This is a genomic window from Paenibacillus sp. ov031 (assembly GCF_900143165.1).
In the GTDB taxonomy this organism is placed as follows: Bacteria; Bacillota; Bacilli; order Paenibacillales; family Paenibacillaceae; genus Paenibacillus; species Paenibacillus marchantiae.
This window is the reverse complement of sequence record NZ_FRDO01000003.1, coordinates 186,146-201,921: the sequence shown is the minus strand read 5'-3', so window position 1 is coordinate 201,921 and position 15,776 is coordinate 186,146. Positions and strand designations below refer to the sequence as shown.

The 15,776-nt window shown below is 47.8% G+C and carries 8 protein-coding genes and 2 tRNA genes; 8 read left to right on the top strand and 2 right to left on the bottom strand.

Translation table 11 applies throughout. The features are described from left to right. The first annotated feature begins 390 nt into the window (after positions 1-390). The 7 genes from BUA17_RS14570 (at position 391) to zapA (ending at position 12,077) form a co-directional block, all read left to right on the top strand. On the top strand, positions 391-2,517 hold the full coding sequence (locus BUA17_RS14570; protein ID WP_072734047.1) for a bifunctional diguanylate cyclase/phosphodiesterase: 2,127 nt from the start codon (positions 391-393) through the stop codon (positions 2,515-2,517). 142 nt (positions 2,518-2,659) lie between these two features. Continuing rightward, a tRNA-Pro gene (locus BUA17_RS14565) sits at positions 2,660-2,733 on the top strand. Between the two features lie 11 nt (positions 2,734-2,744). After that, positions 2,745-2,815, top strand: a tRNA-Gly gene (locus tag BUA17_RS14560). A 491-nt stretch (positions 2,816-3,306) separates the two neighbouring features. Beyond that, on the top strand, positions 3,307-5,199 hold the full coding sequence (gene abc-f / locus BUA17_RS14555; RefSeq protein ID WP_072734046.1) for a ribosomal protection-like ABC-F family protein: 1,893 nt from the start codon (positions 3,307-3,309) through the stop codon (positions 5,197-5,199). 458 nt (positions 5,200-5,657) lie between these two features. After that, positions 5,658-6,692, top strand: a complete 1,035-nt coding sequence (gene pheS / locus BUA17_RS14550) for a phenylalanine--tRNA ligase subunit alpha (protein WP_024628331.1) — start codon at positions 5,658-5,660, stop codon at positions 6,690-6,692. Between the two features lie 72 nt (positions 6,693-6,764). Continuing rightward, positions 6,765-9,218 (top strand): phenylalanine--tRNA ligase subunit beta, encoded by a 2,454-nt coding sequence (pheT, locus tag BUA17_RS14545; protein WP_072734045.1) that lies wholly within the window; start codon positions 6,765-6,767, stop codon positions 9,216-9,218. Between the two features lie 138 nt (positions 9,219-9,356). Beyond that, a complete protein-coding gene (gene zapA / locus BUA17_RS14540; RefSeq protein ID WP_072734044.1) occupies positions 9,357-12,077 on the top strand; it encodes a cell division protein ZapA in 2,721 nt (906 codons plus the stop codon). A gap of 104 nt (positions 12,078-12,181) precedes the next feature. Here zapA and BUA17_RS14535 read toward each other — a convergent pair whose 3' ends face one another. Both BUA17_RS14535 and BUA17_RS14530 read right to left on the bottom strand, forming a co-directional pair. Then, positions 12,182-12,565: a cupredoxin domain-containing protein gene (locus BUA17_RS14535; RefSeq protein WP_072734043.1), complete on the bottom strand. Its 384-nt coding sequence runs from the start codon at positions 12,563-12,565 to the stop codon at positions 12,182-12,184. A gap of 205 nt (positions 12,566-12,770) precedes the next feature. Continuing rightward, entirely contained in the window at positions 12,771-13,136 is a 366-nt protein-coding gene (locus tag BUA17_RS14530; protein ID WP_053780442.1) for a phage holin family protein, read from the bottom strand. A gap of 187 nt (positions 13,137-13,323) precedes the next feature. On the opposite strand from BUA17_RS14530, the gene BUA17_RS14525 reads away from it, so the two are divergent. After that, positions 13,324-15,693: an endonuclease MutS2 gene (locus BUA17_RS14525; protein ID WP_063564211.1), complete on the top strand. Its 2,370-nt coding sequence runs from the start codon at positions 13,324-13,326 to the stop codon at positions 15,691-15,693. Positions 15,694-15,776 lie beyond the last annotated feature (83 nt).

Genomic DNA, 15,776 nt, shown 5'->3' with positions numbered 1-15,776 from the left:
AATTCTTGAGATTGACTTCAAGTCAACAAGAGATGGATCTAATACGACTATAACTTTAGCGCATTAGCGTTTTAAGTCGAATGATGCATATGTGGCGAAAATTAGTCTAAAATACAGTTGCAAATCAAAAAAACATGGACTCCAATGAGGAGTTCATGTTTTTTTAGTTCTTATTGCCTTGTTTTTCTACATATCTATGAATAAATATTCCTAGGAGTGCTTATTTTTTTGTTCACGTCTGCGGAAATAAATGTTATTATGTACCAGATAGCATGTATTCGCATGTGAATTGAACGTTGGTAGATGTAAAAATGTCGAATATTGTAACAATGTAAATTTATATCGTTAAAGTTATTTCAGGATAGGTGATCCCGGGAAGGAAAACACGGCATGAAGGCTAATCAGCAAGATCAGAGAAAAATAGGTTGGGTCGCGATAGGCGGCTTATTGTGTTTCCTCGCAAGTCAATGGTTTCGTTCCTCTGCAAGCTCTGATCTGATCATATCGGGTTACCCGGTTTTGACACTCTTGGGTGGCTTCGCTGCAGCAGCGGCCTGTATCGGCATTTATAATCAAAGCTGGTTATTTCAGACTCAAAGACTGACCCTCCGAAGGGTCCTTATGACTACACTGTTTTTATTAATTGGTTTATTTGAACTGGTTCACATCGTTTCTTTTGCCGAAGAAATGCCGAATGGCGCAATGGTGGAATCAGAATTCTCGCTGAAGATGATGTCGCTGGGATCTCTTGTTTGTGCGGCAGGTTTGCTGTTCATATATGCAGTTAGCGAGAGGGAAATTGCGTTACCACGCAAATTTTTACTCTTCAGCGGAACACTCGGCATTTTTGTTGTTTTGTATACAGTGGCTATTCAGGAATGGGCTGTACTGCCGAACTTGCTGGTGGGCAATGTACTTGGAGGCATGTTTACCCGAATTCATTTTCTGATCGGAATCCTGTATGGCGTGACTGCTGTTGTGTTATTCGTTCAATGGAAAAAAGGCAAAGATGGTGATCTGCCTACCATCCTTTGTGCAATCCTCTGTTTCTTCTTTGGAGAATGTTACTTTGTCTCTGCTACGAAGATTAATGATCTCAATCTGTTGCTAGGTCTGTTAAGCGATTGTTTGGGTTATTTCTTCATCCAGAAGGGACTGTATTCGTCTGTGGTGGATACGCCTTTCCTCAAACAACAGGTGGCTGAAGCTAAAATGAACTTTATTGCTCACCATGATGATGTGACAGGGCTGCCGAATCGCCGTCGTCTTTCTCAGCGACTGAAAGTGATGATGAATGCAGCTATGGTAGAGGAGCAGCTTGTTGGAGTCTTGGTATTGAATATTAATCGGTTCAAAACGATTAATGATTCGTTGGGGCAACAAGCGGCAAACCGTGTACTTCGTCAGGTTGGACAGCGTTTGAATCATTCTTCGCTCCCGGGAGAGGAAGTGTTCGGACTGGGAAGAGATGAATTCGTACTGACAATGACAGACTTCTGCACAACAGATACGGCGTTGCGACGGACTAGATCGATCTTGCAACTGTTCGAAAAACCTGTAACGGTGGATGGGAACGAGTACCATCTCACGTTGGGTATTGGTATGGCGATATTTCCGCATGACGGAGACTCACCGGAAGAGATCATCCAAAATGCGGATACAGCGCTGCATAATGCCAAAGAGCAGGGAATAGAGCTAAACCGATATGCTCATGCGATGCAGATGAAAGCCCAAGAACGTTTGCAGCTTGAGAATGATTTGCGCAAAGCGTTGGATCGAGGGCAGTTCTATCTTGTGTATCAGCCGCAGGTTAATCTAGCTAGTGGTTTGATTGTGGGTATGGAGGCTTTGGTACGTTGGCAGCATCCGCTGAGAGGGTCAGTATCCCCTGGGGAATTTATTCCTCTTGCGGAGGAGAGTGGGCTGATCGTGCCACTTGGAGAATGGGTATTGCGTGAGGCCTGTGCACAGAACAAGCGCTGGCAAGAAGCAGGTTACCGCAAGCTGTGTGTATCGGTTAACCTGTCCATGAGACAATTCAGACATTCCCATCTGCTGGACAACATCAGCGACATTCTCAAGGAAACAGGCTTGGAACCTGTGTGGCTTGAGCTCGAGATTACGGAGAGCATGACGTTTGACAAGGATCGTGCGTTTGAGCAGTTGCGCAAAATCAAGGAAATTGGTGTGCACATCAGTATTGATGATTTTGGTACAGGGTACAGTTCACTGCACTATTTGAAAGATTTGCCGATTGACCGCCTCAAGATTGACCGTTCCTTTGTCAATGAAGTGATGGAGGACAGCAATAACGCGGCAATTGTGTCGACCATTACGTCGATGGCTCATCACCTGCAGTTGAAAGTGACGGCTGAGGGCGTTGAAAATGAGGACCAGCTTTCATTTCTTCGTGATCAGCATTGTCATGAGGCTCAAGGGTACTTTTTCAGCAAACCCATTGTGGCAGCCGATTTTGAAAAAAAATTTTTGAGAGATGTGGATAAACCCACGGGGTAAGGATAGACAGGGGCGTGGACACGCTTCTGTCTTGTTTTGTTTCGAAAGATTAGGGGAGAAATGGTAAAAAGAAGTTGCAAGCATTGGATGATCATGGTATATTAATTTTGTAAAATTCATGTTAATGTTCCTCGGAACTTGACGGGACGTAGCTCAGCTTGGTAGAGCACCTGGTTTGGGACCAGGGGGTCGCATGTTCAAATCGTGTCGTCCCGATCGTCATTCGCGCGGGTGTAGTTCAATGGTAGAACTTTAGCCTTCCAAGCTAATAGCGTGGGTTCGATTCCCATCACCCGCTTAACTAATGCAACACCTGAAATCCTTGTGAAAACAAGGGTTTTTTCTTTTTCTAGAAGTTAGTTAGTGTATTTTAAGTCATGTTTGAATGGAGAATATCACTGACTCCAAATTCAAAACCTTTGCTTTTTCCCCATCATCTGGTACAATAACGGAGAAATCGATACTACACATGAATGAGAGGTAACCATACGTCCCATGAAGTAAAACACATGAATTGAACCCCAGTAACTGCAGAGAGTTTATGACGCAGTCAGCCAAAAAGCGGCTGAGCAATGAGGGGATTCGTGTGTCCAAATTCAGCTATGGGATCAGGTATGGAAACAGGCAGGCTGTTCTGGCTTTGCTTGTGTGTACCCTTTTAAGGGTTCTTTGTTCATACCGTGGGGTATCTTATGCTTGTTTTTTGACGCTTTATCCAATCCTGAATTGCCTACCGCCGGCTGATGCCAGCGGTTTTTTTATTTTGAATTGCAGGAAGGATGAGGCCTCATGATGACAATGGTACGCCTACATGAAGTATCGAAAGAGTGGAACGGGAATGAGTTGTTTGCAGGATTAAATCTCGAAATAAATGAAGGTGAGCGGCTCGCCATTCTAGGTCGCAACGGCTGTGGCAAGACCACCTTATTAAGCATCATACTTGGAGAAGAAGAGGGTGGTGGACGCATCGAACGTCACATTCCGCAGCAGGAGTGGGGTTTCATGCGCCAGCGCTCATTGATCAAGCCTGAGATGAATGTGCTTGATGCTGTCCGGCAGGAAAGTGGACGGATTTACGAGGTGAAGCGTGACCTGGAATTACTGGAACAACGGATGAGCAACAGTGGAGCGGCAGATGAGCAGCGGCTGCTCGAAGCTTATACGATAGCGATGGAGCAATATGAGCAATTGAACGGGTATATGTGGGAGACTGAGGTAGAGAAGGTACTGACTCGTCTGGGGTTATCGTTGGAACATTGGAGTCGGCCATATCATTCTTTGAGTGGTGGGCAAAAAACGAAGGCCCGTCTCGCAGGACTTTTGGTCAGTAAACCCAAATTTCTGATTTTGGATGAACCGACGAATCATCTGGATGAAGAGAGCATGTGCTGGCTTGAAGAATGGCTTTCTGCCTATGCCGGAACATTGTTGTTTGTTTCTCATGACCGGACCTTTATTGATGAGGTTGCAACGGGTGTTATTGAATTTAGCCCGGATGCACTGACCAAATATAAAGGCGGTTACACTGATTACAAAGGCCATAAGGAACGCGAATTACGTGAGCAGGAAGCAACCTATCGCAAGCAGGAGCTGGAACGGAAAGCGCTAGAAGAGACGATCCGCAATTATCAGCAGTGGTTTCATCAGGCTCATAATTCAGCAAGCGATGTGGAAGTGAAAATAACTCAGAGCTTTTACAAAGCGAAAGCCAACAAGAACATTTCCCGCTACCATGCCAAGCAAAAGCAACTGGAGCGCCTGGAGAAGGAACGCGTGGATAAACCCCGCGAAGTTGCAAAATTGAACATGGAGCTGCAGGTGAACACGCTGGCTGCCCGCCAACTCCTTGCACTGGAAGACGTTAGCTTTGCTTATCCGGGGAGCCCGACATTGCTTCACAATCTCCGGATTGCAGTCGAACGTGGAGATCGTCTTGCCGTACGTGGTCCGAATGGCACAGGCAAGACGACACTGCTCAAACTGATGATTGGAGATCTGGAACCATCCCAGGGCAAAGTGACACGTCATCCACAACTGAAGATCGGTTATTTTTCGCAAGAGCTTGAGGGGTTACCGGAAAGAGAGACACTTCTGGACAGTTTGCTCAGTCTTCCATCCATGACACAAAGTGCTGCACGTACCATTCTCGGATGCTTTTTATTCTCAAGAGATGATGTGTTCAAGCGTATTGGGGATTTGAGTATGGGAGAGAAGTGCAGAGTTGCATTCCTGCGGTTGTACTTCGGGGGATCTAATGTACTGGTGTTAGATGAACCAACCAATTATCTGGATATTGACACACAGGAAGTGATGGAGAATATATTGAAGCAGGCATCCGGAGCACTGGTACTCGTATCCCATGACCGCATGTTGACCAAAGTACTCGCCAGCCGCTTGCTTGATTTAGAACCCGGTGGGAAGGCTACACTGTATGAAGGCGGAGTGGAGGACTGGGAGCAATCCATCAAACTGCGAGAGTCTGCCCTTGAGGTTCGGGAGTCAGATGATGAACGGCTGCGGCTTGAAATGCGTTTATCCGAATTGTTATCTCCCATGAACAGTGGGGGCAATGATGTGTTGACTAAGCCTGATGATGTAATTGAACGGGCGGCTGAAGTTGCCGAGGTTCGCGAAATTCAGCGTCGTTTAAAACAGTTGCACGAGCTGCGAAAACAGAAGTAATCGATTGACGAAGCTTATGCCGTTTTACTTTTTGGCTTAACGTTTGATCATGCGGCTTTACGGCTTGCTATTTCGAGCGATTTTGCATATAATAATGGACGATCATCAGTAAATTTGAAGGTTTATCTGACATGCAAACGTGATGATGGAGACAAGTAAGCAGTGCCTCTGTACAGGGAGGAAGCGCCGTAGATTGAGAGCGTTTCTGTAGAACAAGGCTGCTGAAATTCACTCCGGAGCGGTTCCCTGAACCATATCTTGCGATTCATCGCAGGAGTCAGTAGGGGGTAACGGTTAACGGTCGTTATTCCGTATAGAGTGAGGCAAACATGTTGCAGGCCGGAAGGGCCGGGCAGCACTGAATGTCTAACAAGGGTGGTACCACGGTCTTTTCGTCCCTTCAGGGGAGAGAAGGCCTTTTTTTGTTGCATTAAACCACATAAAGGGGGCATTTACACATGAAAGAACGTTTGGAGGCATTAAAGATCGAAGCGCTGGAGCAACTGTCTGGCGTGAACGATCCACAGACGCTGAGTGATCTGCGTGTAAAGTATTTGGGGAAAAAGGGTGCATTGACCGAGATTTTGCGCGGTATGGGTGCGCTTAGTGCAGAGGAACGTCCGGTGATTGGTCAGGTTGCCAATGATGTTCGCGGCGCGATTGAAGAAGTCATTGATAGCAAGCAGGAGCAGTTCCAGAAGGAAGAGACGGCTAAACGTCTGCAATCCGAAAAAATTGATGTGACCCTGCCAGGACGTCGCGGACGTCAAGGCGGACTGCATCCACTGACCAAAGTGGTACAGGAAATCGAAGATATTTTCATCGGTATGGGATACCGCGTAGCGGAAGGTCCTGAGGTTGAAATGGATTATTACAACTTCGAAGCACTGAATCTGCCGAAGAACCACCCGGCGCGTGATATGCAGGATTCTTTCTATGTAACAGAAGATCTGTTGATGCGTACGCATACGTCTCCGGTTCAGGTTCGTACGATGCAAAGCATGAAAGGTGAAGTTCCTGTTAAAGTCATCTGTCCGGGTAAAGTATACCGTCGTGACGATGACGATGCGACGCATTCGTTCCAGTTCAATCAGGTAGAAGGTTTGGTTATTAGCGAGAACATTCGCATGAGTGACCTGAAAGGTACCTTGCTGCAATTCGTACGCGAAATGTTCGGTTCACACACCGAAATTCGTCTCCGTCCAAGCTTCTTCCCGTTCACAGAGCCAAGTGCTGAAGTGGATGTGACTTGTGTGCAATGTGGTGGCAGTGGCTGTCGGGTATGTAAACAGACCGGTTGGCTTGAGATTTTGGGCGGCGGTATGGTTCACCCGAAAGTGCTCGAGATGGGCGGTTATGATCCGGAGAAATACAGTGGGTTTGCATTCGGAATGGGCGTAGAGCGTATCGCCATGCTGAAATACGGCATTGATGATATTCGTCATTTCTACAACAGTGATATGGCGTTCCTGAAACAATTCGGACGACTGTAATTACCGAAGTAGCATACAGGGCGAACGCCCTTCATTTGCAACACCAATTCATAGATTAGGAAGTGAACGTCCATGAGAGTATCGACAGATTGGCTGTCTGATTATATCGCGCTGGAAGGCGTGGAACCGCAGGAGTTGGCAGAGAAATTCACCCGTGCGGGGATTGAGATTGATGTAGTGGAGAACCGGAACCAGGGCGTGAACAAAGTGGTTGTTGGTTACGTGAAGAGTAAGGAGAAACACCCTGACGCTGATAAGCTGAATGTATGTGTGATTGATGCCGGACAGGAAGAAGATCTGCAGATTGTATGTGGTGCGAAAAATGTGGATGCCGGTCAAAAGGTAGTCGTTGCCCTGGTAGGAGCGAAGCTCCCTGGTGGACTCGATATCAAAAAAGCCAAGCTGCGCGGCGTTGTTTCACTTGGCATGATCTGCTCTGCGAAAGAACTGGGCATGAACGACAAGTTGCTGCCGAAGGACCAACAAGAAGGCATTCTCGTATTGCCGGCACAAACGGAAATTGGCACACCAATCAGCCAAGTGCTTGGTCTTGACGATCATGTTCTTGAACTGGACCTGACACCGAACCGCTCCGACTGTTTGAGCATGCTGGGTGCAGCTTATGAAGTAGGTGCAATTCTTGGTCGTGAAGTGAAACTGCCTGATCCAACTCAAAAGTTGGTGGAAATCGGTGATGCGGCTGCGAATCATATCTCGGTTGAGATTACGGCTGACGAACAATGCAGTCATTATGCAGCCCGCTATGTAACTGGGATCAAGCTGGGAGCTTCCCCGCAGTGGATGCAAAACCGTTTGATGGCCGCTGGCATCCGTCCGATCAATAATATCGTTGACATCACGAACTATGTCATGCTGGAATACGGACAGCCGCTGCATGCTTTTGATGCAGATAAGCTGGAAAAGGGCCACATTGAAGTGCGGATGGCCAAAGAAGGCGAAACGATCGTGACGTTGGATAGCCAAGAGCGCAAGCTGGAGCCGCATATGCTGCTCATTACCGATGGCGTGAAACCGGTAGCCATTGCGGGTGTTATGGGTGGCGAGAATTCCGAGGTAACGGAAACCACAGTGAATCTGTTGCTGGAATCCGCCAAGTTCGACGGCGGAACCGTTCGGAAAACGTCGCGCCAACTGGGGCTGCGTTCCGAAGCAAGCATGCGTTTTGAGAAAGAAGTCGATCCGGCTGCTGTCATTACGGCATTGAACCGTGCGGCTGAATTGATTCAGCGTTATGCGGAAGGCGAAGTTCATCAGGGGATTGTGGAAGCTGGAACAGCCGCAGCGGATAAACATATTGTGCAGCTGTCGCTGGATAAACTGAATCGCTATCTGGGAACCGAGTTGTCCCTGCTTGAAGTGAAAACCATCTTCGCTCGTTTGCACTTTGCATGTGGTGATGCGCAGCAGGGTCTGCTTGATGTTGAAGTGCCTAGCCGCAGAGGGGATATTACACTTGATGTGGATCTGTTTGAAGAGATTGCCCGTCTGTATGGATACGACAATATTCCAACCACGTTGATCGAAGGACCAACAACACCGGGTGCTTACACGCGTTCACAAGCAATGCGCCGTACCATTCGTGGTTTGTTTGCAGGTAGTGGCTGGCAGGAAATGATCAGCTATTCATTCGTACACCCGGATAAAGTATCCTTGTTCCCTTCTCTAACAGAAGGCAGTAAAGCCGTGAAGCTGGCTATGCCAATGAGTGAGGACCGCAGCGTGCTTCGTAAGAGCATCTTGCCGCAAATGCTGGATGCCACGGTGTATAACATGAACCGCAAACATGATTCACTGGCTGTATTCGAAGTAGGTAGTGTGTTCTTCACTGAAGAAGAAAAGCTGACGAAGCAACCGCATGAAATTCCGGTCCTGAGCTTGTTGCTCACTGGAAATCGTGCATCCCAGCAGTGGAATGTGGGAGTAGAGAAAGTGGACTTCTTCGATCTGAAAGGTGCACTTGAGAACCTGTTCGCCTATGTGGGCCTGGAGCAGCGCATTCGCCTGGTAGCAAACAGTCCAGAAGGCTTCCACCCTGGTCGTTCCGCATCGGTATACCTTGAAGCAAAAGATGGCGGAGAGGGCAAACTGATTGGTACGATGGGTCAATTGCATCCTGAACTGCAACAGCAATATGATTTGAACGATGTATATCTCGCAGAGATCGGGCTTGAAGCTATCTATAGTGAAGCGGATGCGGATATCCGTTATCGTGAGCTTCCACGATTCCCGGCAGTTGAGCGGGATATCGCAGTTGTTGTGAGTAAAGAAATCGAAGCTGGGGATATGCTGCGCTCAATTCGTGAATCTGCTGGCGAACTGTTGCAAACCGTACAGGTATTCGACGTGTTTACAGGCAGCAAGTTGGGTGAAGACAAGAAGAGCGTAGCGATGGCTCTCGTTTATCGCAACCGTGAACGCACATTGACAGATGAGGAAATTACCGAGGTTCATGCTCGTGTTGTTGCTCGTCTGGAGGAGCAATTTGGAGCCGAATTGCGTAAATAGAACATAAGTCAATTTTTTGAACAAAGATTAGCAGGAATTGCTTGAAGTCACATCGAATCCTTAGCATTAGAGGATCGATGTGACTTTTTTTGTTTTACAGCTTAGAATCAACATACAGACTTTAAGGAGGGCACAACTGTGACTATACCTGATCGTACACGCGTCACCGTAGAGATCTACGGGACTTCCTATAAACTGGTTGGCAGCAGTGCCGACTATATGAAACAAGTAGCTAACCTGGTGGATGAGCGAATGAGCGCCATCTCCAAACATAATTCCCGACTGGATACCCCGCGTATTGCAGTTCTGGCAGCTGTACATATGGCTGAGCAGTCTCTTCAGACTCAGGAAATTCGGAATGAGCTGAAAATGCTGACCGGTGAACGTACCGAAATGAGAAATGAACTCAATCGGCTGAATGCCATACAAAATGAACATCAGCAGGAACTGGAACGCCGTGACCAAGAACTCGCTGAAGCAATGAAACTTAAGGCTGAGGTGGAACAGGCCATCGCGAAACTCCAGAAGGATCAGCAGGCAGAAGTAGCCAAGCTGAATACATTACTGGAGCAGGAACGCGCTCAGGCAGCAGGTCGCGAGCAAAAGCTTCAGGCTCAAACTGCGTCGCAACTGAAAGCGGCTGAGGAGAAGGCACAGGCGCGTCTCAAAGAAGCAGAAGAAAAAGCAGCGAATCAACTCAAGAATGCACAGACTCAGGCGGCAGCTCAGCTGAAAGAAGCACAGACACGTTCAGCAAATGAGTTGCAGCAAGCCCAAGCTAAAGCGGCTGCACAATACAAGGAGCTGCAGGATAAGACGGCAGCTCAACTGAAAGAAGCCGAAGCTCGGGCCGTGGCAGAACGTCAAAAAATTGAGGTGCAGGCTGCACAGCAAGTACAAACGGCGAAGGAGCAAGCAGAAGCGGCAATTTTGTCTGAATTGGAACAAGCCGAGTCTCAATTGCAAAAGGTTCAGGAAGAAGCCCAGCTTCAATACCGTGAACTTCAGTCCGAGATGGAGCAGCGTATACAGCAGGCAGAGCAAGCTGCCGTCAATCAAGCTCGAGAACTGACTGAGAAGGCAAAAGAAGAACAAGCCGCACTGCAGCAACAAGCAGAGCAGAAGCGATTGGATGAGATTGAACAGCTGAATGCAACGTTCAAGGAGTCATCCGAACTGGCGGAATTGGAATGGATGGAAAAAGAAGCGGCTTATGAAGAACAGCTTCAGCAAATCCATGAAGCAGCCCAGACTCAGGCGAACGAAGCTGCGGCAACTGCTGAAGCTTTGCTGCAAGAAGAGCAAGGCAAGCTGAAGCAGCAGTTGGAAGAAGAACGTAAACAGGCCAAATCGCGCTTAATCGATGTTGAAGGCCAATTAGCCGAGGTACGCAAGCAGCTCAAGAATGCTCAAGAGGTTGTTGTGGATCAGGAGCAACAGCTCCAACACGAGCGTAATCAAACTGAAACGTTGCGCAGTGAACAAGCCGTATACAAACAGGAGCAAGATGTTCAGCTTCGTCGAATTACGGAATTGGAGCAGCAGCTGGAACAACTAAAAGCGGACAGTGCTCTGCTGACTGAACAACTCCGCAACACAGAAGCTGAGGCCGAACATTTCCGGGAAGCGGAACAGCAATGGAAACAGCAGTATAACGAGACCGTTGAACGTGAATCTTCTCTGACAGCACAACTGCGAAAAGTACAGGATCAGCACGGTCAGCTTGAACAGGAAATCAAAAAACTCCGTGAAGCCGAAGTGAAGTCCGAGGATGAGCAGCGCAGGTTGCAAAAAGTGCTTGAGCAGGCCCATGCGGCAGTACGCACATTGCAACATGAACTTGGTGCACTGACGCAGAGCGAGCAGTCTTGGAAAGAGCAGGCTGAACAACGTCTGATCGAGATCGGCGAATTGGAGACACAGGTACTTGAAGCTGCAGAACAGAATGAAACGTTAGAGTCTGGTGTACAGTCCCTTCATGATGAATTATCCGTTGTTAAAGAAGAAGCTCGTCACGCCAGCGAAGAAGCAGAACGTTATCTTGCGCAAGCTGGTCGTCTGGAGCTACAACATAAAGAGCTTGATGGTCAATTGAATGAAGCACGTGAAGAACTGAACAAGCTGCAGGAGAATTATAAACAAATCCGCAAGGATTATGGTGATGCATTGCAGCGCGAAGAAGACTATACTCGCAAGCTGAATGAGATGAGCGAAGAAAAGAAAGAAATCGTGCGTGCGCTTGAAGAATCCAGGCAGCATGCCAATCAGCTGTCTGCGCGGATTGATGAGCAAGGCAGCTTACTGACTCAGACAGAAGAAGAAGCACTTGAGTGGCAGATTAAGCATGAAGAATTATCTGCCCAACAGGCAGAGCTCTCCTCTCGCCTGCAAGAGCTGACTGCCCGGGAAGTTGAGCTGAAATCCAGAGTAGAACAAGCGGAACAACAAGCAGAACAACAAGATCAGGTTTGGCAACGTCGTGCTGATGAATGGGCGGCTCAGGAACAGTCCTGGCAAGATCGATGGGCTGCACTGGAGAATGAATTGAATCTCTGGCAGAAAGAAAGTGCTGCCAGTGTGGAGAAGGTAGAAGAGTTGGAACACGAGCGGCAGCAGCTTGCCCAGCAGCGTGCAGAAGCAATCGAAGAAAAGCAGACGATGGAAAATGAACTGCTGGATATCGGTGAGCGGTATGAACTTGCGGCCAATCAGTTACGTTTGCTGCAAGTTGAACGTGAGATGGAGCAGGAGAAGGCGGAGCAACTGAATACAGATTACCGCCAATTGCGGGATGAATATACGAAATTGCAGACGGAATATAACGAATGGATTGAATTGATTGAGCAGGATCAGACCTAGCTGATGATTATGTCATAACTGGAATCCTGGACAGCGCACTCTTGTACAATTTGTTATAATGAAGAAAGAGCTCCCGTCGCTACGGGGGCTCCTTGTCTTGAACACTATTCTTCAACAATAATTTTGGAGATCATACTGCCGTGACCGCTTCCGCAATAGACGGAACAGGACATTTCAAATTCCCCTGCTTTGTCGGGAGTAATCACTTTGGAATTGTTCCTGGTATCCAGCCGAAGGTTCAGCTCAGGCACGAGAACACCATGGTTTCCGTTTGTATTTTTATAAATAATCTTAACCGGGACACCTTTTTTCAAATGGTATTCAGGTTGGTCAAATTCATAGTTGCTTGCTTTGATTACCAGTTCTTCGCTTGCAGTTGCACCCGAGTCGGACTCGCCGTTTGATTCTGCGGATTGTCCAGTTCCACCACATGCAGCAAGGACCAGAATCAACATACAGACCGCAAGCCATGCCATGCCTTTCTTCATCATATGCCTCCTCAAAAAGCGTGATATGGATAAAATTTGATTGATTTCTCCAGTCATCATACCGCAAATTGACGATGCCTGTACATGCTGCCTATGTCGTATTTTTGAACATAAGCATGCACACAACCTAAAAAAATAAACCTCATCAGGCGTTTAAGCCATCAGAGGTTTAGGGGAAGCCTATGGGGAGTAGGTACGTTGGAGCCTATGCGTGATCCTTGGATCTTCTTCCGGCATCAAAAGGGGTGGAAACCGGGATGAACAGATCAATAATCCCAATGACCAATGCAGCCAGAACGGCACCAAGCAGACTGACATGTACATGATCTACGACATATTGACCAATCCAGATCACCAGTGCGCTGACGATGAAGCCGACAATACCACGGCCAAAAGGATTAACCCTTTTCCCGAAGATTCCTTCGACAACCCAGCCAAGCAGAGCGATAACCAGAGCAAGCATCAGTGCGCTCCAGAAACCACCGACGGCGAATCCGGGCACGATCCAGCTGACGACCATCAATACAATTGCGGCGATGATAAATCGCACGACATGTCCCAGAAAATTCATGGTGTTATACCTCCTTTATTCAGATCGGATTGAGCATTGTACATCCTGTTCAATGGTGAGGTTGCACAATCCTGACACCTGTAGTTTGCGGCGCTATGTCCCAAGTTATGTGTGGAAGGATTCGTTAAATAGCGCTAGAAAGTTTCTTTCGTTATAATACAGTTATAGTTTGGAAGGAGTTGTACACTTGGACACGAAAATTTTGAAAACATTGGAATATCGCAAAATTTTAAATACATTGCAAAGCTTTGCCCAGACTACGATGGGAAAAAAGAAAGCGGAACAATTGGAGCCGATCAGTGAACTGGAAGAAGTGAAGAGACTGCTCCAGCAAACCGATGAAGCTTTTATGTTTGATCGTCTGAAAGGCTCTCCATCTTTTGGGGGAATTGTGGATATTACCGCTTCGATCAAACGCGCCGAAATAGGGGGCACGTTGAACCCGCATGAGTTACTGGGAATTTCCAACACCACTTTTGCAGCACGTCGATTGAAACGTCAGATCGCTGCACTCCACGATGATGAAAAGGTGGAATCGATTTTCTACATCAGTGATCAGTTATCTGAGCAAAAAACGCTTGAAGATGCAATTCGTATCTGTATTGACGACAATGCCGAAGTCTCAGATAGCGCGAGTGTAACACTGGCGCAGATTCGTCGTGAGCTGCGCGGCGGTGAAGCTCGCATCCGTGAGAAACTGGATTCGATGATCCGTTCTTCTACAGTATCCAAAATGCTGCAGGACCAGCTGATAACCATTCGGGGAGACCGTTTCGTGATTCCCGTGAAATCGGAATATCGCTCTTACTTTGGCGGGATTGTCCATGATCAATCCGGTTCAGGAGCAACGCTGTTTATTGAGCCAGAATCCATCGTTGCGATGAATAACAAATTGCGCGAGACCCGAATCCGGGAAGAACGCGAAATTGAAGTGATTTTGCAGAAATTAACGGCACTTGTCAGTGAACAGGCAGAGTGGTTATTGGTTGATGTTGACCTGCTGGGATCGCTGGATTTCATATTTGCCAAAGCACGTCTTGCCCGTGAATTGAAAGCCACATTGCCACGCATGAACGATCGCGGATTCATCAAGCTCAAAAAGGGACGCCATCCGCTGATCTCGATTGAAAATGTGGTGCCAACCGACATTGAACTCGGCAACGATTATACGTCCATTATCGTAACGGGTCCAAATACGGGTGGTAAGACAGTAACACTCAAAACGATTGGTTTACTGAGCCTCATGGCAATGTCAGGTTTGTTCGTTCCAGCGGAAGATGGCAGCCAGTTATGTGTTTTTGATGCGATTTACGCGGACATTGGTGACGAACAGAGCATTGAACAGAACCTGAGTACATTCTCCAGTCATATGACGAACATCATTCGGATACTGAAGAACATGACAACCAAAAGTCTGGTGTTGCTTGACGAACTTGGGGCAGGTACCGACCCGGCAGAAGGTTCTGCACTGGCGATCTCCATTCTGGAGCATATGCATCAGACCGGATGCCGCATGGTAGCAACAACGCATTACAGTGAGCTGAAGGCTTACGCTTATGAGCGAAAAGGTGTTATTAATGCCAGCATGGAATTCGACGTTAATACACTGAGCCCTACCTACCGACTACTCGTCGGTGTGCCGGGACGGAGTAACGCGTTTGCAATTGCGGAGCGGCTAGGCCTGCCAGGATACATTCTGGATTACGCGCGTGGCGAAGTGAAAGAAGAAGACCAGCGTGTAGAGCATATGATCGCTTCCCTGGAAGAGAACCGGCTTACTGCGGAGCAAGAACGTGAGAGTGCGGAACGTCTGCGCCAGGACATGGAGAAATTGCGCAGCCGTCATCAAGCCGAACTGGAGAAGCTGGAACAGCAGCGTGACCGACGCATTGAAAAAGCGGAAGAAGATGCCCGCAACATTGTGGACAAGGCCAGAGCGGAAGCTGAGAAGATTATAACTGATCTTCGTCAGCTCGCTATGGAAGAAGGCGCATCCGTGAAGGAGCACAAACTTATTGCTGCTCGCAAACAACTGGATGAAGCTGAACCTGAGAAACGCAAGAAGACGGCTAAGCGCACTTCAACGGCAACGAAGTCTCGGGCCATCGGACCGGGCGATGAAGTTCTTGTCTACAGTTTGAATCAAAAAGGTCATGTGGTGGAGATGTCAGGCACCAAGGATGCCATGGTTCAATTGGGGATCATGAAAATGAAAGTATCCCTGAATGACCTGGAATTACAGCAGTCTGCACCAGCAGAAGCCAAACCGAAGCAGAAACCGGTAACCGGCGTGAAACGAACTCGCGATGACAATGTGAAAAGTGAACTGGATTTGCGGGGGACGAATCTGGAAGAAGCCTTGATGGAGACAGATCGTTTTATCGACGAAGCTTTCCTTGCTAATCTGGGTCAGGTGTATATTATTCACGGTAAAGGAACAGGAATTTTGCGTTCCGGTATTCAGGATTACCTGCGTAAGCATAGACATATAAAAAGTTACCGGCTGGGCAATTACGGAGAAGGCGGAAACGGTGTGACCGTCGCAGAATTGGAATAGCCCGACCAGGAATCAAAGAAGTTCTGCCGCCTGAGTGAGTTCAGGCGGCAGAATGGGGAAGGGGAACGATGAGTGAAAGGGAC